This window comes from Paraburkholderia translucens (assembly GCF_020881035.1).
Taxonomy (GTDB): Bacteria; Pseudomonadota; Gammaproteobacteria; order Burkholderiales; family Burkholderiaceae; genus Paraburkholderia; species Paraburkholderia translucens.
In genome coordinates this window covers 131,258-149,499 of the sequence record NZ_JAJITC010000009.1, presented here as the reverse complement: position 1 = coordinate 149,499, position 18,242 = coordinate 131,258, and the positions used below count along the sequence as shown (strand labels likewise).

Below are 18,242 nucleotides of genomic sequence, written 5' to 3'. Positions count from 1 at the left end.
CAGAGGGGCAGTCGCTATAATGTTCGTCGGGTTGACGTATTCGTAACTTTGGAGCGTGTGCATGAAAATTCTGGTGCCAGTGAAAAGAGTGGTCGATTACAACGTGAAGGTCCGTGTGAAGTCGGATAACACGGGAGTCGATATCGCCAACGTGAAGATGTCGATGAACCCGTTCGATGAAATCGCGGTGGAAGAAGCCGTGCGTCTGAAGGAAGCGGGCGTCGCGACCGAAGTGATCGCCGTGTCGGCCGGTGTGACGCAGGCGCAGGAAACGCTGCGCACCGCGCTCGCGATCGGTGCGGATCGCGCGATCCTGGTCGAATCGAACGAAGACCTGCAGCCGCTCGCAGTCGCCAAGCTGCTCAAGGCGCTCGTCGAGAAGGAACAGCCTTCGCTCGTCATTCTGGGCAAGCAGGCGATCGACGACGACTCCAACCAGACCGGCCAGATGCTGGCTGCGCTGGCTAGCTTGCCGCAGGCAACCTTTGCCTCGAAAGTGGTGGTAGCCGATGGCAAGGCGACCGTCTCGCGTGAAGTGGACGGCGGCGCGGAAACGCTGTCGCTGACGCTGCCCGCGGTGGTGACGACCGATCTGCGCCTGAACGAGCCGCGGTACGTGACGCTGCCCAACATCATGAAGGCGAAGAAAAAGCCGCTGGAAACTGTGAAGCCCGAAGATCTCGGCGTCGATGTCACGCCGCGTCTGAAGACGCTGAAGGTCGCCGAGCCGCCCAAGCGCTCCGCCGGTGTGAAGGTGCCGGACGTGAAGACGCTGGTCGAGAAGCTGAAGACCGAAGCCAAGGTGCTGTGAGGAGACGCAAGAAATGACGAACCTGGTAATTGCAGAACACGACAATGCGTCGATCAAGGCCGCGACGCTGAACACGATCGCAGCGGCACAGAAAATCGGCGGTGACATTCACGTGCTGGTCGCGGGCCACAATGCGCAGGCCGCAGCCGAGGCGGCCGCGAAGATCGCGGGCGTGAGCAAGGTACTGCTGGCCGACGCGCCGCAACTGGCAGAGGGCCTTGCGGAAAACGTCGAAGCCACGGTCCTGGGCATCGCTCAGCACTACACGCACATCCTCGCCCCGGCCACCGCCTACGGCAAGAACATCGCGCCGCGCATTGCCGCGAAGCTCGACGTCGCGCAGATCAGCGACATCACCGCAGTCGATAGCGCCGACACGTTCGAGCGTCCGATCTACGCGGGCAACGCGATCGCGACGGTGCAATCGGCTGATCCGGTCAAGGTCATCACGGTGCGCTCGACCGGTTTCGACGCGGTCGCGGCCGAGGGCGGCAGCGCGGCGGTGGAGAAGATCGAAGCGGCCGCCGACGCCGGCATCTCGCAGTTCGTGAGCCGCGAGGTCACGAAGCTCGACCGTCCGGAACTCACGAGCGCGAAGATCATCGTCTCGGGTGGCCGGGGTCTGGGCAACGGCGAGAACTACACGAAGATTCTGGAGCCGCTCGCCGACAAGCTCGGCGCGGCGCTGGGCGCCTCGCGCGCGGCGGTCGACGCGGGCTTCGTGCCGAACGACTATCAGGTCGGCCAGACCGGCAAGATCGTCGCGCCGCAACTGTACGTGGCGGTGGGCATCTCGGGCGCGATCCAGCACCTGGCGGGCATGAAGGACTCGAAGGTCATCGTCGCGATCAACAAGGACGAGGAAGCGCCGATTTTCAGCGTGGCCGATTACGGTCTGGTCGGTGATCTCTTCACCGTCGTGCCGGAACTCGTGAACGCACTGGGCTAAGCGCCGCGGCGCCTCAAAGAGGTCGCCGATAACACGCGAAGGGCGCAGGACCGACCAAGTCCCGCGCCCTTTTTTCATATCAAGGGAGGAGAACCAGAATGAGCTATACGGCGCCCATCAAGGACATGCTGTTCGTGATGAAAGAACTGGCCGGACTCGAAGACATCGCGAAGCTGCCCGGCTTCGAAGACGCTAACCTCGACACGGCGCAGGCCGTGCTCGACGAGTCGGCGAAACTGTGCGGCGAAGTGCTCGCGCCGCTGAACGTCGACGGCGATCGCAATCCGAGCACCTGGAAGGATGGCGTCGTCACCGCGACGCCCGGTTTCAAGGAAGCGTTCCGCCAGTTTGCAGAGGGCGGCTGGCAAGGCGTGCAGCATCCGCTCGACTACGAAGGCCAAGGGCTGCCGAAGCTGATCGCGACCGCGTGCATCGAGATGCTGAACGCGTCGAATCTGTCGTTCGCCCTGTGTCCTTTGCTGACCGACGGCGCAATCGAAGCACTGCTCACGGCCGGCAGTGAAACGCAGAAACAGACCTTCGTGCCGAAGCTGATCTCAGGCGAATGGACCGGCACGATGAACCTGACCGAACCGCAAGCCGGCTCCGATCTGGCGCTCGTGCGCACCCGCGCCGAGCCGCAGGGCGACGGTTCGTTCAAGCTGTTCGGCACCAAGATTTTCATTACGTGGGGCGAGCACGATATGGCGAAGAACATCGTCCATCTCGTACTCGCGCGCACGCCGAACGCGCCCGAAGGCGTGAAGGGCATTTCGCTGTTTCTCGTGCCGAAGTTCCTCGTCAACGAGGACGGCTCGCTCGGCCAGCGCAACGACGTTCATTGCGTGTCGATCGAGCACAAGCTCGGCATCAAGGCGAGCCCGACCGCGGTGCTGCAGTTCGGCGATCACGGCGGCGCGATCGGTCAGCTGATCGGCGAGGAAAATCGCGGTCTCGAGTACATGTTCATCATGATGAACGCCGCGCGCTTCGCGGTCGGGGTGCAGGGCGTGGCGATCTCGGATCGTGCGTACCAGAAGGCCGTCGCGTATGCGAAGGAGCGGGTGCAGAGCCGTCCCGTGGATGGTTCCGCGAAGCAGGCGGTGCCGATCATCCAGCACCCCGACGTGCGCCGCATGCTGTCGACGATGCGCAGTCTGACCGAAGGCGCTCGCGCGCTGGCGTATGTCGCGGCATCGCATTGCGACCTCGCGCATCGTCATCCGGACGATATGACGCGAGCGAAGCACCAGGCGATCTACGAATACCTGGTGCCGGTCGTGAAGGGCTGGAGCACGGAGCTGTCGCTGGAGGTGACGAGTCTCGGCGTGCAGGTGCACGGCGGCATGGGTTTCATCGAGGAAACCGGCGCTGCGCAGTACTACCGCGATGCGCGCATCCTGCCGATCTATGAAGGCACGACCGCGATCCAGGCGAACGATCTGATCGGCCGCAAGACGTTGCGCGACGGCGGCAAGATCGCGAAGGAACTGCTTGCTGGAATCGCCGAAACGGTTGAAGCGCTTGGCGCGCAGCAGGGCGAGGCGTTCGCGTCGATGAAGACGCAACTCGCGCAGGGGCAACGAGCGTTGGGCGCGGTCGTCGATTTCGTCGTCGCCAATGCGAAGGGCGATCCGAATGCAGTGTTCGCGGGCAGCGTGCCGTATCTGAAGCTCGCCGGCATCGTGCTCGGCGGCTGGCAGATGGCGCGCGCGCAGCTTGCCGCGGCGGCCCGGCGCGACGAGGATCCCGCGTTCCATGATGCGAAGATCGCGACCGCGCGGTTTTACGCCGAGCACGTGCTGCCGCTGGCGACGGCGCTCGAAGTGGCGATCGTCAGCGCGAAGGGTGGCGAGGGCGTGCTGGCGTTGTCGGAGGAGCAGTTCTAAGCGTGCGCTGGTGCCACCGTCGCGGCAGCACATTTAGCCGAACGCCAGGCCGTTGAAACGCAAACGGCGCCTCACTTCATCGCGAGGCGCCGTTTGTTTCTGGTGCTTCAGATTATGGTTTGCGCTGAAGCAAATGCCAGGTCAGCGTATGCATTCCAACTCACGCATACGCCGGGCGATGCTCACCCGCGGTCTCGCCGAGATAGCGATGCACCGACAGATCATCCGCGCGGATTGCCGGCTGCTTGCCCGACATCAGATCGGCGAGCAACTGGCCCGAACCGCACGACATCGTCCAGCCGAGCGTACCGTGGCCGGTGTTCAGGAACAGGTTCGGCACCGGCGTGCGACCGACGATCGGCGTGCCGTCCGGGGTCATCGGCCGCAGACCGGTCCAGAACGTCGCCTTCGACGTATCGCCGCCGCCCGGGAACAGGTCGTTCACACAGAGCTCGAGTGTTTCGCGACGCGCCTTGCGTAGCGATTTGTCGAAGCCGACGATCTCGGCCATGCCGCCGACGCGAATCCGATCATCGAAGCGCGTGATCGCAATCTTGTAGGTCTCGTCGAGCACGGTCGATACGGGCGCGGCCGCCGCGTCGACGATGGGCGCGGTGATCGAATAACCCTTCAGCGGATAAACCGGAATCTTTACGATGCCGTCAAGGAAGCGCGTCGAGTACGAGCCGAGCGCGACGACGAACGAATCCGCGCGCACCAGCTCAGCGCCGCACTGCACGCCGGCGACGCGCGCGCCGGCCATCGCGAGTGCGTCGATCGACGTGTTGTAGCGGAACTTGACGCCCAGCTGTTCCGCGAGCGCGGCGAGGCGCGTCGTGAACATCTGGCAATCGCCGGTTTCGTCGCCGGGCAGACGCAGTCCGCCGGTGAGCTTTTGCGACACCGCAGCCAGCGCCGGTTCGGCCTTCGCGAGTTCGTCTGCCGACAGCAGTTCGTACGGCACGTTGGCTTCCTGCAGCACGGCGATGTCTTTCGCTGCGCCGTCGAACTGCTGCTGCGTGCGGAACACCTGCAGCGTGCCGCCGGTGCGGCCTTCGTACTGGATACCGGTGTCGGCGCGCAGCGCCTGTAGACAGTCGCGGCTGTATTCGGCAAGCCGCACCATCCGGCCCTTGTTCACCGCGTAGCGCGACGCCGTGCAGTTCTGCAGCATCTGCCACATCCATTGCAGCTGGAACGCGGTGCCATCGAGGCGGATCGCGAGCGGCGCGTGCCGCTGAAACATCCACTTGACGGCCTTCAGCGGCACGCCCGGCGCGGCCCACGGCGACGCGTAGCCCGGCGAGATCTGACCGGCGTTGGCAAAGCTGGTTTCGAGCGCCGGGCCGGCCTCGCGATCGATCACGGTCACGTCGTGACCCGCGCGCGCGAGGTAATACGCAGTCGTCACGCCAACGACGCCACTGCCCAAAACGACGACCCGCATAGCTGCTCCAGGTATTGAGAGAAGTGAATAAGGGCAAGGTGCTCGTCGCTGGACAGGATCTGATTCGACTCAGCGAGCTGCAACGCACGGTAAAATGCTGTCCGCCCAGTGTTAACCGCTATACTATTAGCAGTAGAGCAGGTTTTGTTATCGTATTTTCATCATTTTCAGCAAAAACACCATGCGTACCCAGCGTCAGCCGGTGCGGGCTCTCGACAAGCTCGATCAGAAGATCCTTCGGCTCCTCCAGCAGGACGGCCGGATGGCGATGAAGGACCTGGCGGAGCAGGTGGGGCTGTCGGTGACGCCGTGCATCGAGCGGGTCAAGCGGATGGAGCGCGACGGCGTAATCACCGGCTATTACGCGCGCGTGAACCCGGCTGAGCTGGGCGCGGCGCTGCTCGTGTTCGTCGAGATCACGCTCGATCACAAGAGCGGCAACATGTTCGACCTGTTCCGGCGGGAGGTGCAGAAGATCCCCGAGGTGCTCGAGTGCCACCTCGTGTCGGGCGATTTCGACTATCTGATCAAGGCGCGCATCGGCGAAATGGCTGATTACCGCAAGCTGCTCGGCGACATCCTGCTGCAGCTGCCGGGCGCGGTGCAGTCGAAGAGCTATGTAGTGATGGAGGAAATCAAGGAGACGCTGACGATTGCAGTCGGCGAGTAAGTGCCGACTCGCTGATGGTGCTCCGCGCGCATCGCGCGGCCAACGAAGTGCTCGACAAACGGCGTAAACACTGTATATTTATACAGGTGTTTTGCGCCGTTTTTTCGCATTTCCTGTTCGCTTTTCTTTGCGTGGCCCGCCGTGGATGATCCCGACACTCCTGACATTCCGGAATATCCGATCGCGCCGCCGGCGCCTCGCAAGGGGCGTGGCGCGGTCACGAACCTGCAAGGCCGCTACGAGCTCAACCAGCGCGACGCCGTCGACGACGGCTGGCAGACGGCCGAGGAAGACTGCGAGCCGAAAATCCTGCGCACACAAGTGTTCGAGGAGCGTGCGAAAACGATCCTCACGCATAACGCGTCACCGGACATTCCGTTCAGTGTTTCGCTGAATCCGTATCGCGGCTGCGAACACGGTTGCATCTATTGCTTCGCGCGGCCTACGCACAGCTATCTGGGGTTGTCACCAGGGCTCGATTTCGAAAGCCGCATCTACGCGAAGATCAACGCGCCGGAGCTGCTCGAGCGGGAACTGTCGAAGAAATCGTACGTGCCGGAGCCGATTGCGCTCGGCGTTGCCACGGACGCGTGGCAACCGGCCGAACGCGACTTGCGTCTTACGCGTCGTGTCATCGAGGTGCTCAGTGAGCGCAACCATCCGTTTGCGGCGATCACCAAATCGTCGCTGATCGAGCGCGACATCGACCTGCTCGCGCCTATGGCGGAGCGCGGGCAGTTCATGGCGGCGATTACGATCACCACGTTGGACGCCGACATCGCGCGCACGCTCGAACCGCGTGCGGCCACACCATCAAGGCGGCTGCGCGCGATCCGCACACTCAGCGAGGCGGGCATTCCGGTCGGCGTCAGCATAGCGCCGGTGATCCCGTTCATCACAGAACCAGACATGGAACGCGTTCTGGAAGCGTGCGCGCAAGCGGGCGCCAGCAATGCGAGCTACATCGTATTGCGGTTGCCGTGGGAGGTCGCGCCGCTGTTCAAGGGTTGGCTGAGCGCACATTTCCCGGATCGGGCCGAACGCGTGATGAACCGCGTGCGCGACATGCGGGGCGGCAAGGACTACGACTCGTCATTCTCGACCCGCATGAAGGGAGAGGGTCTGTGGGCGGATCTGCTCAGGCAGCGCTTTCACAAGGCCGTGCGCCGTTTGGGGCTGAACGAACGCCAGGGCGGCATTCTCGACATGTCGCACTTCCGCCGGATAGAGTCGTCGCGCCCTGAGCACGCAACCGCACCGGCGAGCGACAATCCGCAACTGAGGCTTTTCTAGCGCCCTGGGCACGGGCTGGTCCCGCGAGGGTATTACTGCGAAATCGCTTTGGCCGCTTCGATCTGACTTTCAAAGTAGGTCTGGAACGCGAGCGCGAGGCCGGTCATCAGCAGGAACGCACCGATCAGCAGCGAAAAGATCACGACGAAGATGACCGTCCATCCCGAGCGGCTTTTGCGCTGCGTGTGGGCGTTGAATTGTGCATCCCATTTCTGATCCGGACGCAACCCGTAGACGAGCGCCGCCAGAAACGCGGCAAACAGCGAAACCGCGCCGATCGAGGCGAGCAACCAGCCGAGGATCGAGGCACGCTCAGTCGCGATCAGGAGCATCACTCCGGGAATGCCGATCAGCGTGCCGAGCAGATGCGCCCAGCCGTAGATGTCCCGCGTGCCGTGCAAATAAAAGCGGTGAGCGCCAAGGCTGCCGAACAGGAACGCCAACGCGGCGGCGAGCGTCTTGGATCTGAAGCGCGGGGAACTCGAGGCTACGGTGGACATGAACGCATGGGCAAAGAGACAGGCGGTCGAAAGGAGTGGGCCGCCGGAGGCCGCCGACCGACGCGCATTCTACGCTTGCGGCGCATCGATGGACACGTCGCGCGTGAGTGGGCGGTGAGGGCAGCCGTTCTGCTGGAGCGGCCGGTATCCGCGCGCTACGACGCCGAATAGGTGACGCGATAGATCGCACCGGCCGTATCGTCGCTGATCAACAGCGAACCGTCTGGCAGGGGCAGCACGTCGACGGGGCGGCCCCAGACCGAATCGCCGGGTGGCAGCCAGCCTTCGGCAAAGACCTGCTGGCGTGCGTGGCTCCCGTCCGGGTCGGTGGTAACGCGCACGACCCGGTAGCCGACCTTCTTGCTGCGGTTCCACGAGCCGTGCTCGGCGATGAAGATGTTGTCGCGATAGTCGGCCGGAAACATTGCGCCGTCGTAGAAGCGCATGCCGAGCGACGCCACGTGCGCGCCCAGCTTGAGCACCGGCGGCGTGAACTCGCTGCACGGATGATCCTTGCCGAATTCGGGGTCGGGCGTGTCGCCGCCGTGACAATACGGAAAGCCGAAATTCATGCCGGGCCGTGGCGCGCGGTTGAGCTTGTCGTCAGGAACATTGTCGCCGAGCAGGTCGCGTCCGTTGTCGGTGAACCATAGTTCGTGCGTCACCGGGTGCCATGCGAAGCCAACCGAATTGCGGATGCCGCGCGCGACGACCTCGTAGTGGCTGCCGTCCGGGTCCATGCGACCAATCAGCGCGAAGCGGTCCGGATCTCTCTCGCAGACGTTGCACGGCGCCCCTTGCGGCACGTACAGCTTGCCGTCCGGGCCGAACGCGATGAATTTCCAGCCGTGATGTGCCTCCGTGGCCAGCTTGTCGATGACGACGACGGGTTTCGGTGGATCGCTGAGATGCGAATCGATCGCATCGAAGCGAACAATTTTCGACACGGCCGACACATACAACGCGCCGTCATGCCACGCGACGCCGATGGGCATTTGCAGCCCGGACGCGATTACGTGGCGGGCCGTCACGCGGCCGTTGCGCAGTTCGAGCGCATAGACGTGCCCTTCCATGCTGCCTACATAGAGAATGCCTTTGGGCGAGAGGGTCATCGCGCGCGCGCCCGGCACGTCGTCCGACAACACTTCGATGTGAAAGCCCGGCGGCAGTTTGATTTTCTCGACCGGCAGCGCGGCGGTCGCTGTTAACGCCTTTGCAGCGAGCAACGAGGCCGCTGCCCCGCGTAGAATCCGGCTACGCGCGGTGCGCGCAAGTCCTGCAACGCGCAAGAAAAAAACAAAAGGAGTGGACAGAAACGGGAGGATCGGCTGGCGTTGCACGGGCGCTCCTTCAGGTAATTCGGGCATTTTGGCGGGTTCACACACCTCTTGTTGAAGGCCAGCGTAGCCCCGTTCCGCAGTTTATCCCGGTAAGTGTTTGTTATGGCGTCGGTTTCCCGCTATAATCGCGTGTTTCAGTCGTTCTGAACCCCGGTTTTCAAGGATTCTAGTATGGTCATCATCCGCTTGGCTCGTGGCGGCTCCAAGAAGCGCCCGTTCTACAACATCGTCGCTACTGACTCGCGCAGCCGTCGTGACGGCCGCTTCATCGAGCGCGTCGGTTTTTACAACCCGATCGCTACGAAGGGTGAGGCCCTGCGTATCGCTCAGGATCGCTTGACGTACTGGCAAGGTGTTGGCGCGCAACTGTCGCCCACCGTCGAACGTCTCGTGAAGGAAGCGCAAAAGGCGCAGCCGGCTGCTTGATATGGCTGCCCGCACGCGTATCGTCGTCGGTCTGGCCGACGGCTCGTGCAGCTTGCGTGAGCAGCCCGATGCGCAAATTGTTTTACTGAAGCAGACGCCAAAGCAGGCTGTGAAGTTGTTGTCGAGGTTATTCGATGTCTGAGCGTGATTCCGGCAGTTCTGGTCGCGCCAAGGCGGCTTCGCGCGCAAAGGCGTCTGGTCAGGTGTCGTTCGGCACATTCGTCCGCAAGCCGGTCGAACGAACCGACGGCAAGGCGAGAGAGGCGCAAGCCAATGTCGCGAACGCCGGCTCCGAAGCTGCAGAAATGCGCATCGAAACGGCGGCAAGCTGGCCGGCCGATGCGGTCGAGGTCGGTGCAATCGTTGACGCTTATGGCCTCAAAGGCTGGGTCAAGGTGGCCGCGCACGCGGATGCCGGGCGGGGCGGCGAGGCCTTGCTGAGCGCCAAGCGCTGGTGGCTGATGAAAGGCCAGGAGCGCAGATCCGCGCCGGCCTTGCAAGCTAAAACGCATAGCGACAGCGTGGTTGCCCGTCTGGGCGGCGTCGCTGACCGCGATGTGGCGCTGGCGTTGCGCGGCTCGCGCGTGTACGTCAGCCGCAGTGAATTTCCGGCGCTCGAAGCCGACGAATTCTACTGGGTCGATCTGATCGGCCTGGATGTGGTGAATCTCACCGGGCTAAACCTCGGTAAGGTCGCCAGCATGATCGACAATGGCGCGCAGTCGGTGCTGCGCATCGCCTATCCGGCTACCGACAAAAACGGCAAGCCGGTCGTAGGCGAGCGCTTGATCCCGTTCGTCGGCGTCTTCGTCAAAACGGTGGACCAGGCGGCAAGGCAGATCGTCGTCGATTGGGAAGCCGACTATTGAATTCCTTCGTTGAATGGGGAGAGCGATGCAGTTCGATGTCGTGACGCTCTTTCCAGAAATGTTCCGCGCGCTGACCGACTGGGGTATCACCAGCCGGGCGGCGAAGCAGCAGCGCTATGGGTTGCGTACGTGGAATCCGCGCGATTTCACAACCGACAACTACCGCACGATCGACGATCGCCCGTACGGCGGCGGTCCCGGCATGGTCATGCTGGCCCGGCCGCTTGAAGACGCGATCAACGCCGCGAAGGCGGCGCAGTCAGAGCAGGGCATTGGCGCATCGCGCGTCGTGATGATGTCGCCGCAAGGCGCCACGCTGAATCATGAGCGGGTGATGAAGTTTGCAGCCGAACCCGGTTTGATTCTGTTGTGCGGGCGCTACGAAGCGATCGACCAGCGTCTGCTTGACCGTGTCGTCGACGAGGAAGTCAGCCTTGGCGACTTCGTGCTGTCGGGTGGCGAGTTGCCCGCGATGGCGTTGATGGATGCTGTCGTGCGCCAGTTGCCTGGCGTGCTGAACGACTCGCAGTCGGCGGTGCAGGACAGCTTTGTCGACGTGCTGCTCGATTGTCCGCACTACACGCGTCCCGAGGAGTACGAGGGCGTGCGCGTACCTGATGTGCTGCTCGGCGGTCATCATGCGGAAATCGAAGCGTGGCGGCGGCGTGAAGCGCTTCGCAACACGCTGAACAAGCGGCCCGATCTGATCGCGAAGGCCAGAAAGAACAGAATGCTGAGCCGCGCCGACGAGGCGTGGCTCGCAAGTCTCGCGAAGGAAGAACCGACGGCCTGAGGCCCCGGTCTTTTGAGCGGACACAAGGCGGTGCCGTACATGCGTGTGCGGTGCCAGATGTGAACCCATCCTCTATCGGGGCCGTAGCCGAACGCAGTAATCGCGTGAGGCAGGTACGAACGCCGACAAGATGGATCCAGGAGTCAGTGATGAATCTGATTGCAAAACTCGAGCAGGAAGAAATCGCGCGCGTTCTCGGTGAAAAGACCATTCCGGATTTTGGTCCGGGCGATACGGTCGTCGTCAGCGTGAACGTGGTTGAAGGCACGCGTAAGCGTGTGCAGGCTTACGAAGGCGTCGTGATCGCCAAGCGTAACCGTGGTCTGAATTCGTCGTTCATCGTCCGCAAGATTTCGTCGGGCGAAGGCGTCGAGCGTACGTTCCAGACGTATTCGCCGCTGCTGGCAAGCATCGTCGTCAAGCGTCGCGGCGATGTGCGCCGTGCGAAGCTGTACTATCTGCGCGAGCGTTCGGGCAAGTCGGCCCGAATCAAGGAAAAGCTGGTCTCCAAGGACCGCGCTCCTTCCCAAGCGTAAATGCTGTAAGAAAAAGCACCCCTCGCGGGTGCTTTTTTGTTAGCCAGGTCAAAATGGCGACATGTCCCCGCTCATCAGAGAGACCCGTTGATCCGTCCTGTTTTCGAGCCCGAAACCCTGCCTGTCATCGCGACGGGCGCCGATCTGCCACCAGTCGCGGGCGAGTGTCTGACGCCCGATGCACTACGGGCGCGCTTCGAACGGCAGCTTGCCTGGACACCCGAGAAAATTGCCGAGGCGCCGTGGCGCAATCACGAAGCCGATCCGCGCGTGGCCGCAGTGCTGGTGCCGCTCGTCGTCCGTGGGCACGGTCTCACGGTACTGCTCACACAGCGCGCCGACCATCTGAACGATCACGCCGGCCAGGTGAGTTTCCCCGGCGGCCGTCAGGAACCGTTCGACGCCGATGCGACCGCAACGGCGCTGCGCGAAGCACGCGAGGAGGTTGGCCTCGATGCGTCGCGCGTCGAGATACTTGGTGCGTTGCCCGACTATCTGACTGGTACCGGCTTTTGCGTATCGCCGGTGGTCGCGCTTGTGCACCCCCCGTTCTCGCTCGAAATCGACACGCTCGAAGTGGCCGAGGTCTTTGAAGTGCCGCTCGCGTTCCTGATGGACCCGGCCAACCACGAAGAGCGCCTCTTTAGCTATGAAGGCGGCGAGCGCCGCTTCTTCGCGATGCCATACCCGCGCGCCGGGCAGCGCGGCACGCAGACGGCGACGCCAGAGGCCGTGCAAGGCGGCCATCATTTCATCTGGGGCGCGACGGCCGCGATGCTGCGCAACCTGTATCGATTCCTCGCCGCGTGAGTGACCCGCCTCGCATCGACGTGGCGTCGATGCGCAGTTGCGCGAACGACGCACTTGTTGGCGCTTTGTCAGCCTGCGCGCTCAGACTCATCCGACCCTGTGCTATCGTTATAAAACAATCGTAAAAACTTAAAAAGCACGGCGCATCGCATGACTTTTTTCTCCGTATTGCTGGCTCTGATCATTGAACAGGTACGCGCGCTGTCGCCGAGCAATCCGGTGTCCGCATTGCTTCAATATCACGCGGAGTCGGCGGCACAAGGATTCGATGCCGGCAAGCAACGCCACGGTTTGCTAGCGTGGCTCGTGGTGGTGGTGCCCTGGGCGCTCGCGGTCGCGCTTGTCTACTACGTCCTGTATCACATTCACTTCCTGCTCGCATTCCTGTGGAACGTCGTGGTGCTGTACTTCACGCTCGGCTTCCGGCAGTTCAGCCATTACTTCACCGACATCCATCTCGCGCTGAACAACGACGACGTGCCGCGCGCGCGCGAAATTCTCAACGAATGGACCGGTCTCGATACCGTCGACATGCCGGTCAGTGAGATCGTGCGTCATACGCTGATCCATGCGGTGGTCGCGTCGCACCGTCATGTATTCGGCGTGTTCTTCTGGTTCCTGATTCCGGTCGGTCCCGCCGGTGCGGTGTTGTACCGTTGCGCGGAGTATCTGGCGCGCGCATGGACGCAACCCGCCGACGACCGCACCGTCGCGTTTTCGAGCTTCGCGCAGCGTGCGTTCTTCGTGATCGACTGGGTGCCAGCACGGCTCACGTCGCTGGGCTTTGCGATCGTCGGCAATTTCGAGGATGCGATTTACGCGTGGCGCAATCATGCGCGGCAGTGGCCCGATACGAACGACGGCGTGCTGCTCGCGACGGGCAGCGGAGCACTCGGCGCGCGTCTGGCCGGTCCGCTCGCCGAACCGTCGAGCCTCGACGCGCTAGCCACCGGTGACGGCGGTCCGCTGCAGGTCGGCGACGACTGCACGCCACGCACCCTGCAATCGGCGGTCGGGCTCGTGTGGCGCGCGGTCGTGCTGTGGATGATTCTGCTGCTGATGCTGACGATCGCGGTGTGGCTGGGATAACCTGGCCACCTGGTTAGCGTAACGGCGCGCAAAAACGCCAACGCCGGGTATCGCCCGGCGTTTTCAATTTCGGCCGCGCTTCACCCCTTCAGCGGATTGCGCGCGGTTCCGCATTGCCAGCACACGGTGAATTGCGCCTCGAGCATTTCGCCGCACTGCTGGCACTGCCACTCGGCGGCGCCCGGCGCCGGTCCTCGCGACGCAGCTTCGATCAACCGCCGCGCGATCGCTTCATCGCGTGCATCGACGAGCCATAGCTCCGGCGCGCACTGATCGGCCGGAATCTCGCCAAGCGCGCCGCTCAGATAGCGGTTGTGCAACTCGCACGCGATGCCCGCGGTCTCCAGCACATTGACCCAGTGCTGTCCGATGATCAGGTTCGGTGCGCGCATCAGTTTCATCTCAGCGGACGATCTGGCTCGCCTCGTGCACGAGTTGCGCATAAAGCGCATGCCGTTCGCGGCGGACGCGGCCGTCGGCGACCGCCTCGAGAATCGCGCAGCCAGGCTCGTGCAGATGGTGGCAGTTATAGAAACGGCAGTTCGGCAGCAGCGGCCGGAACTCGGGGAACGCGCGTTCGAGCCGGCCTTCGGTCAGGTGGTGCAAGCCGAACTCCTGGAAGCCCGGCGAGTCGATCAGCGCGCCGGCCGCGCCGTTGCCGGCGACCGTGCCATCCGGCTGCGGCAGCGGATAGAGACGCGTGAACGTCGTCGTATGACGCCCGCTGTTCAACGCGGTCGAGATCTCACGTGTTGCGACTTCGGCATCGGGAATCAGCAGATTCACGAGCGTCGACTTGCCCATGCCGGACTGGCCAAGCAGCAGCGTCGCGTGACCGTGCAGGTGTTCGGACAAGGTGGCGCGTGCCGCCTCGGGCTGCACGCGGATCGACACTTCGAGCACCGGATAGCCGAGCGCGCGATACGGCTCGAGCCGCTTGCGTGCGCCGTCCAGAGCAGCGGTGACGTCGATCTTGTTCAGCACGATCAGCGGCTTCAACGCATTCTCCTCGGCGGCAACGAGCGCGCGGCCGAGCAGATCCTCGCTGAAATGCGGCTCGGTTGCGAGCACGATCAATAACTGATCGAGGTTCGCGGCGAATAGCTTCGACTTGTACTGATCCGAGCGATAGAGCAAATTGCGCCGCTCGCCGATCTCGACGATCACGCCTTGATCCGCCGAGGTCGGTTCGTAGATCACGCGGTCGCCGACCGCGACCTCGCTGCGCTTGCCGCGCGGGAAACATTGCAGCAGCGCGCCGCCGTCTTCGGGTGCGACCAGATAGTGGCGGCCGTGCGCGGCGACCACGAGGCCGCCCGTGCCCGCGCCGCGCAAGCCGGACGCGGCGGCTTGCGCGCCGCGCGACGCTCTCTTTGGGGGGCGGCCGTTCATGCGTGCTGCAGCAGTCGGTCGATCCGCTGCGAGGCCGGTGGATGCGAGTAGTAAAACGCCGTATAGAGCGGATCGGGCGTCAGCGTCGACGCGTTGTCCTCGTACAGCTTGACGAGCGCATTGACGAGATCCTGCGCGTCGGTTTGCGTCGCCGCGAATGCGTCGGCTTCGAACTCGTGCTTGCGCGAGCTGAGGCTGCCGAGCGGCGTGACGAAGAACATGAACACCGGCAGCGCGAGGAAGAACAGCACGAGCGCGAGGCCGCTATTGTCGCCGACCAGCGACGGCCGCACGCCGAGCCCCTCGTAGAACCACACGCATTGTGTCAGCCAGCCGAGCAGCGCGAGCATCGCGAGGCTGATCGCGAAAGTGACGAGCATGCGCTTCATGACGTGACGGCGCTTGAAGTGGCCGAGCTCGTGCGCGAGCACCGCTTCGATCTCGCGGCCCGACAGGCGGGCGAGCAGCGTGTCGAAGAACACGATGCGCTTGCTCGCGCCGAAGCCCGTGAAGTATGCGTTGCCGTGCGCCGAACGGCGGCTGCCGTCCATCACGAACAGGCCCTTCGCGGCGAAGCCGCAGCGCTTCATCAGCGCCTCGATGCGGGTCACGAGCGCTTCATCCTTCAGCGGCTCGAACTTGTTGAAGAGCGGCGCGATAAAGGTCGGGAAGATCAGCAGGCCGAACATCTGGAACGCGGTCCAGACCACCCACGCCCACAACCACCACAAGTTGCCGGCGCGGCTCATCAGCCACAGCACGACGAACAGCAGCGGCAGGCCGAACGCGATGCCGAGCAGCGCGCCCTTCAGGCGGTCGAGAAAAAACAGGCTTTTGCTCATGCGGTTGAAGCCGAAGCGCTGTTCGACGACGAACTGACGGTAGTAATCGAACGGCAGGTCGATCGCGCTCGTGATGGCGATCACTGCCGCAACCAGTGCGATCTGGCCGACGTAGCCGCGGCCGAGCCAGTCGGAGATCGCGAGATCGAGCATCTGCACCCCGCCGAGCAGCGTGAGCCAGATCAGCACGGCCGCGCCAACCACGATCTCGACCATCGCGAGCCGCGTGCGCTCGACCGTGTAATCGGCCGCGCGCTGGTGCGCCGTGAGCGCGATGGTGTTCGCGAACTGGCTCGGCACCTGCTCGCGATGAGCGACGACGAAGCGGATCTGCCGCGACGCGAGCCAGAGTTTGGTGCTGACCATCGCGATGACTGCGACGATGAACAGGACGGTGAAGTACAGGGTAGGCATCCGGGGATTCCGTGGTATCTATGCGAGAATTATATGTTTCTTCCTGCCTCGCGGCAGGAGATGCGGTTTAACGCAGCGGTTCATCGCCACGGCACCGGTCCAAGGCGACGCGTCAGCGGGGGCGGGCCGGCTCGAACCGCGCGAATCCATTTCCATCGAACACATGCCGCGCCGCGCGAGTTTCCAGCGAAGCCCGCCGCGCGGCCCTCAGGGTTGCCTTCATGACTGACATCCTCGCATCCACCGAACAGCCGCCGCTCGTGCGCAGCGACATGAATCTCATCTGGCTGGACATGGAAATGACTGGGCTCGAGCCCGACACCGACCGCATTATCGAAATTGCGGTGGTGGTGACGAATTCGACGCTCGACAGGATGGTCGAAGGTCCGGTGCTCGCGATTCATCAGAGCGACGAAACGCTCGCGAAGATGGACGAGTGGAACCAGAACACGCATGGCCGCTCGGGGCTGATCGATCGCGTGAAGGCGTCGACGGTCAGCGAGGCCGACGCCGCCGCGCAGATCCGGGAGTTCCTCGGCCAATACGTGCCGCCGGGCAAGTCGCCGATGTGCGGCAACTCGATCTGTCAGGACCGCCGCTTCATGGCGCGCTGGATGCCGGATCTGGAGAGCTTCTTCCACTACCGCAACCTCGACGTGAGCACGCTGAAGGAACTTTGCCGGCGCTGGCAGCCGGTCATCTACAAAGGCTTCCAGAAGCGCGCGATGCATACCGCGCTCGCCGACATCCACGAGTCGATCGACGAGCTGAAGTATTACCGCGAGCATTTCCTCGTGCCGTCGCCGCCGGACGCGGCCGCGAACGCTCAATAACCCTCACTCCTGCCGCGGTGCGCGTTGCGCGCTCTTCGGCCGGAACGCCTTGACCACCTCGGCGTTGGTCTCCACGTAAGGCCCGCCGATCAGGTCGATGCAGTAGGGCACCGCCGCGAAGATTCCGGGCACCTCGAGCGCGCCGTCATCGCGCAGGCCTTCTAGCGTTTCCCTGATCGATTTCGGCTGGCCTGGCAGGTTGATGATCAGCGCGGCGTGCCCGGCCGTTTCGCGGATCACCGCGACCTGGCGCGACAGAATCGCGGTCGGCACGAAATTCAGGCTGATCTGCCGCATCTGCTCGCCGAAGCCGGGCAGCTCCTTGGTCGCCACCGCGAGCGTTGCCTCGGGCGTCACGTCGCGGCGCGAGGGGCCGGTGCCGCCGGTCGTCAGGACCAGATCGCAGCCCAGTTCGTCGACCAATTCGATCAGCGTGGCCGAGATGGTCGGGGCGTCGTCGGCGATCAATCTCGTGACGACCTGCCACGGCGAGCTCAATGCCGCGCCGAGCCACTCCTGAAGCGCTGGGATGCCCTTGTCCTCATACACGCCCGTCGACGCGCGGTCGCTGATCGACAGGAGGCCGATCACGATTTCGTCGGGGTGCTTACGTTGCTTGCGTGGGTCAGGCGTCGCGGTCGTCATCGTCGTGTTCCGGAGCGAGGTCGGTGTCGCGCGCGTCTTCGGCTTCGTCGTCGGTGCCGGCTGCGTTCTTGATCCATTGGAACAGCTCGCGGAAGTAGCGCGGCGGCTTGCTCTGCTGCGCTTCCTTGCGCGCGTTGCGGATCAGCGTGCGGCCCTGCTGCGGGTCGGCGGCAGGGTGCTCGCGGATGAATTCGGTCAGCGCGGCGTCGTCGGCAAGCAGCTTCTCGCGGGTGCGCTCGATCCAATGGAGTTTCGCCGTTTCGGTCTTGTTGACGCCCTTGTAGGTGTCGAGCGCGGTGCGCAGCGCGGCGGTTTCCGTGTCCAGCAGCGAGCGCATCACGCGGCCGACGTACTGGATCTGGCGGCGCTTGCCTTCGTGGTCGGTGATGCGGCGTGCTTCGCGCACGGCTTCGTCGAGCTTTTCGGGCATCGGCATGCGCTTGAGCGCGTCTTTCGGCAGCGCGACGAGCTCCGCGCCCAGATCCTGAAGCGCTTGCATTTCGCGTTTGACCTGGGACTTGCTCGGACGATCGTAGCCGTTTTCGTCGACTTCCGTGACGACGGATTCGATCGGTTGAATGCGGGTTTTGCGTGTCATGCCGGTATTGTAACTTGCCACGCTGGCCTGACCCGCGGCGGCGCGTACCTTGCTATGATCGCGGGATGCATTTATTCCGCACCCGCGCGCTCGCGC

Annotated in this window: 21 protein-coding genes; 13 read left to right on the top strand and 8 right to left on the bottom strand. The window is 63.7% G+C overall.

Annotated elements, in window-relative coordinates; all coding sequences use genetic code 11:
- The first annotated feature begins 61 nt into the window (after positions 1-61).
- From LJ655_RS18305 to LJ655_RS18295, 3 genes are all read left to right on the top strand, one after another.
- Complete coding sequence (locus tag LJ655_RS18305) at positions 62-811, top strand: electron transfer flavoprotein subunit beta/FixA family protein (RefSeq protein ID WP_230562648.1); 750 nt, start codon at positions 62-64, stop codon at positions 809-811.
- A 13-nt stretch (positions 812-824) separates the two neighbouring features.
- A complete protein-coding gene (locus LJ655_RS18300) occupies positions 825-1,760 on the top strand; it encodes an electron transfer flavoprotein subunit alpha/FixB family protein (RefSeq protein WP_230562647.1) in 936 nt (311 codons plus the stop codon).
- Between the two features lie 98 nt (positions 1,761-1,858).
- Complete coding sequence (locus LJ655_RS18295; protein ID WP_230562646.1) at positions 1,859-3,649, top strand: acyl-CoA dehydrogenase; 1,791 nt, start codon at positions 1,859-1,861, stop codon at positions 3,647-3,649.
- Between the two features lie 160 nt (positions 3,650-3,809).
- On the opposite strand, the gene LJ655_RS18290 is transcribed toward LJ655_RS18295, so the two are convergent.
- Complete coding sequence (locus LJ655_RS18290; protein ID WP_230562645.1) at positions 3,810-5,096, bottom strand: D-amino acid dehydrogenase; 1,287 nt, start codon at positions 5,094-5,096, stop codon at positions 3,810-3,812.
- Between the two features lie 181 nt (positions 5,097-5,277).
- Between LJ655_RS18290 and LJ655_RS18285 the strand changes: the two genes are divergently transcribed.
- Both LJ655_RS18285 and LJ655_RS18280 read left to right on the top strand, forming a co-directional pair.
- A complete protein-coding gene (locus tag LJ655_RS18285) occupies positions 5,278-5,766 on the top strand; it encodes an Lrp/AsnC ligand binding domain-containing protein (RefSeq protein WP_230562644.1) in 489 nt (162 codons plus the stop codon).
- Between the two features lie 141 nt (positions 5,767-5,907).
- Positions 5,908-7,059 carry a PA0069 family radical SAM protein gene (locus LJ655_RS18280; protein WP_230562643.1) on the top strand — a complete coding sequence of 384 codons (1,152 nt, stop codon included), beginning with the start codon at positions 5,908-5,910 and terminating at the stop codon, positions 7,057-7,059.
- A 32-nt stretch (positions 7,060-7,091) separates the two neighbouring features.
- Here the strand turns inward: LJ655_RS18280 and LJ655_RS18275 are convergent, their stop codons facing one another.
- Complete coding sequence (locus LJ655_RS18275; RefSeq protein WP_230562642.1) at positions 7,092-7,559, bottom strand: NINE protein; 468 nt, start codon at positions 7,557-7,559, stop codon at positions 7,092-7,094.
- Between the two features lie 155 nt (positions 7,560-7,714).
- Entirely contained in the window at positions 7,715-8,899 is a 1,185-nt protein-coding gene (locus LJ655_RS18270; RefSeq protein WP_230562641.1) for a PQQ-dependent sugar dehydrogenase, read from the bottom strand.
- 171 nt (positions 8,900-9,070) lie between these two features.
- Between LJ655_RS18270 and rpsP the strand changes: the two genes are divergently transcribed.
- The 7 genes from rpsP to LJ655_RS18235 all read left to right on the top strand — a co-directional run bounded on the left by rpsP (position 9,071) and on the right by LJ655_RS18235 (position 13,422).
- Entirely contained in the window at positions 9,071-9,325 is a 255-nt protein-coding gene (gene rpsP, locus LJ655_RS18265; RefSeq protein WP_230562640.1) for a 30S ribosomal protein S16, read from the top strand.
- A gap of 1 nt (position 9,326) precedes the next feature.
- Positions 9,327-9,467: a hypothetical protein gene (locus tag LJ655_RS18260; RefSeq protein ID WP_230562639.1), complete on the top strand. Its 141-nt coding sequence runs from the start codon at positions 9,327-9,329 to the stop codon at positions 9,465-9,467.
- A complete protein-coding gene (rimM, locus tag LJ655_RS18255; protein WP_230562638.1) occupies positions 9,460-10,194 on the top strand; it encodes a ribosome maturation factor RimM in 735 nt (244 codons plus the stop codon). Before LJ655_RS18260 ends, rimM begins: the two co-directional genes overlap by 8 nt.
- A gap of 25 nt (positions 10,195-10,219) precedes the next feature.
- Positions 10,220-10,987 (top strand): tRNA (guanosine(37)-N1)-methyltransferase TrmD, encoded by a 768-nt coding sequence (gene trmD, locus LJ655_RS18250; RefSeq protein ID WP_230562637.1) that lies wholly within the window; start codon positions 10,220-10,222, stop codon positions 10,985-10,987.
- A 149-nt stretch (positions 10,988-11,136) separates the two neighbouring features.
- A complete protein-coding gene (gene rplS / locus LJ655_RS18245; protein WP_230562636.1) occupies positions 11,137-11,523 on the top strand; it encodes a 50S ribosomal protein L19 in 387 nt (128 codons plus the stop codon).
- A gap of 87 nt (positions 11,524-11,610) precedes the next feature.
- Positions 11,611-12,333: an NUDIX hydrolase gene (locus tag LJ655_RS18240; protein WP_230562635.1), complete on the top strand. Its 723-nt coding sequence runs from the start codon at positions 11,611-11,613 to the stop codon at positions 12,331-12,333.
- Positions 12,334-12,483: 150 nt separating this feature from the next.
- The gene (locus LJ655_RS18235) at positions 12,484-13,422 is read left to right on the top strand and encodes a CobD/CbiB family protein (protein ID WP_230562634.1); all 939 of its coding nucleotides are present in this window, start codon (positions 12,484-12,486) and stop codon (positions 13,420-13,422) included.
- Between the two features lie 80 nt (positions 13,423-13,502).
- Here the strand turns inward: LJ655_RS18235 and LJ655_RS18230 are convergent, their stop codons facing one another.
- Genes LJ655_RS18230 through LJ655_RS18220 form a run of 3 tightly spaced genes read right to left on the bottom strand, consistent with a single transcriptional unit; the run spans position 13,503 to position 16,070 of the window.
- The gene (locus LJ655_RS18230; protein ID WP_230562633.1) at positions 13,503-13,823 is read right to left on the bottom strand and encodes a putative signal transducing protein; all 321 of its coding nucleotides are present in this window, start codon (positions 13,821-13,823) and stop codon (positions 13,503-13,505) included.
- A gap of 1 nt (position 13,824) precedes the next feature.
- Positions 13,825-14,814 (bottom strand): ribosome small subunit-dependent GTPase A, encoded by a 990-nt coding sequence (gene rsgA / locus LJ655_RS18225; protein ID WP_230562632.1) that lies wholly within the window; start codon positions 14,812-14,814, stop codon positions 13,825-13,827.
- On the bottom strand, positions 14,811-16,070 hold the full coding sequence (locus tag LJ655_RS18220) for a M48 family metallopeptidase (protein WP_230562631.1): 1,260 nt from the start codon (positions 16,068-16,070) through the stop codon (positions 14,811-14,813). Before LJ655_RS18220 ends, rsgA begins: the two co-directional genes overlap by 4 nt.
- Before the next feature lie 221 nt (positions 16,071-16,291).
- Here LJ655_RS18220 and orn point away from each other — a divergent pair, with 221 nt between their 5' ends.
- On the top strand, positions 16,292-16,903 hold the full coding sequence (orn, locus tag LJ655_RS18215; RefSeq protein WP_230562630.1) for an oligoribonuclease: 612 nt from the start codon (positions 16,292-16,294) through the stop codon (positions 16,901-16,903).
- A gap of 3 nt (positions 16,904-16,906) precedes the next feature.
- Here orn and mog read toward each other — a convergent pair whose 3' ends face one another.
- Entirely contained in the window at positions 16,907-17,548 is a 642-nt protein-coding gene (gene mog / locus LJ655_RS18210; RefSeq protein WP_230562629.1) for a molybdopterin adenylyltransferase, read from the bottom strand.
- The gene (gene yjgA, locus LJ655_RS18205; protein ID WP_230562628.1) at positions 17,529-18,146 is read right to left on the bottom strand and encodes a ribosome biogenesis factor YjgA; all 618 of its coding nucleotides are present in this window, start codon (positions 18,144-18,146) and stop codon (positions 17,529-17,531) included. The genes mog and yjgA overlap by 20 nt, the downstream gene beginning before the upstream one ends.
- Positions 18,147-18,242 lie beyond the last annotated feature (96 nt).

What these genes read in the sequence shown, in the direction of transcription:
- LJ655_RS18305 (WP_230562648.1), top strand. Translation starts at nt 62, where the DNA reads ATGAAAATTCTGGTGCCAGTGAAAAGAGTGGTCGATTACAACGTGAAG.
- rplS (WP_230562636.1), top strand. Translation starts at nt 11,137, where the DNA reads ATGAATCTGATTGCAAAACTCGAGCAGGAAGAAATCGCGCGCGTTCTC.
- LJ655_RS18290 (WP_230562645.1), bottom strand. Translation starts at nt 5,096, where the DNA reads ATGCGGGTCGTCGTTTTGGGCAGTGGCGTCGTTGGCGTGACGACTGCG.
- rsgA (WP_230562632.1), bottom strand. Translation starts at nt 14,814, where the DNA reads ATGAACGGCCGCCCCCCAAAGAGAGCGTCGCGCGGCGCGCAAGCCGCC.
- LJ655_RS18285 (WP_230562644.1), top strand. Translation starts at nt 5,278, where the DNA reads ATGCGTACCCAGCGTCAGCCGGTGCGGGCTCTCGACAAGCTCGATCAG.
- LJ655_RS18260 (WP_230562639.1), top strand. Translation starts at nt 9,327, where the DNA reads ATGGCTGCCCGCACGCGTATCGTCGTCGGTCTGGCCGACGGCTCGTGC.
- yjgA (WP_230562628.1), bottom strand. Translation starts at nt 18,146, where the DNA reads ATGACACGCAAAACCCGCATTCAACCGATCGAATCCGTCGTCACGGAA.
- mog (WP_230562629.1), bottom strand. Translation starts at nt 17,548, where the DNA reads ATGACGACCGCGACGCCTGACCCACGCAAGCAACGTAAGCACCCCGAC.
- LJ655_RS18300 (WP_230562647.1), top strand. Translation starts at nt 825, where the DNA reads ATGACGAACCTGGTAATTGCAGAACACGACAATGCGTCGATCAAGGCC.
- LJ655_RS18230 (WP_230562633.1), bottom strand. Translation starts at nt 13,823, where the DNA reads ATGAAACTGATGCGCGCACCGAACCTGATCATCGGACAGCACTGGGTC.
- LJ655_RS18275 (WP_230562642.1), bottom strand. Translation starts at nt 7,559, where the DNA reads ATGTCCACCGTAGCCTCGAGTTCCCCGCGCTTCAGATCCAAGACGCTC.
- rpsP (WP_230562640.1), top strand. Translation starts at nt 9,071, where the DNA reads ATGGTCATCATCCGCTTGGCTCGTGGCGGCTCCAAGAAGCGCCCGTTC.
- LJ655_RS18235 (WP_230562634.1), top strand. Translation starts at nt 12,484, where the DNA reads ATGACTTTTTTCTCCGTATTGCTGGCTCTGATCATTGAACAGGTACGC.
- trmD (WP_230562637.1), top strand. Translation starts at nt 10,220, where the DNA reads ATGCAGTTCGATGTCGTGACGCTCTTTCCAGAAATGTTCCGCGCGCTG.
- LJ655_RS18295 (WP_230562646.1), top strand. Translation starts at nt 1,859, where the DNA reads ATGAGCTATACGGCGCCCATCAAGGACATGCTGTTCGTGATGAAAGAA.
- orn (WP_230562630.1), top strand. Translation starts at nt 16,292, where the DNA reads ATGACTGACATCCTCGCATCCACCGAACAGCCGCCGCTCGTGCGCAGC.
- LJ655_RS18220 (WP_230562631.1), bottom strand. Translation starts at nt 16,070, where the DNA reads ATGCCTACCCTGTACTTCACCGTCCTGTTCATCGTCGCAGTCATCGCG.
- rimM (WP_230562638.1), top strand. Translation starts at nt 9,460, where the DNA reads ATGTCTGAGCGTGATTCCGGCAGTTCTGGTCGCGCCAAGGCGGCTTCG.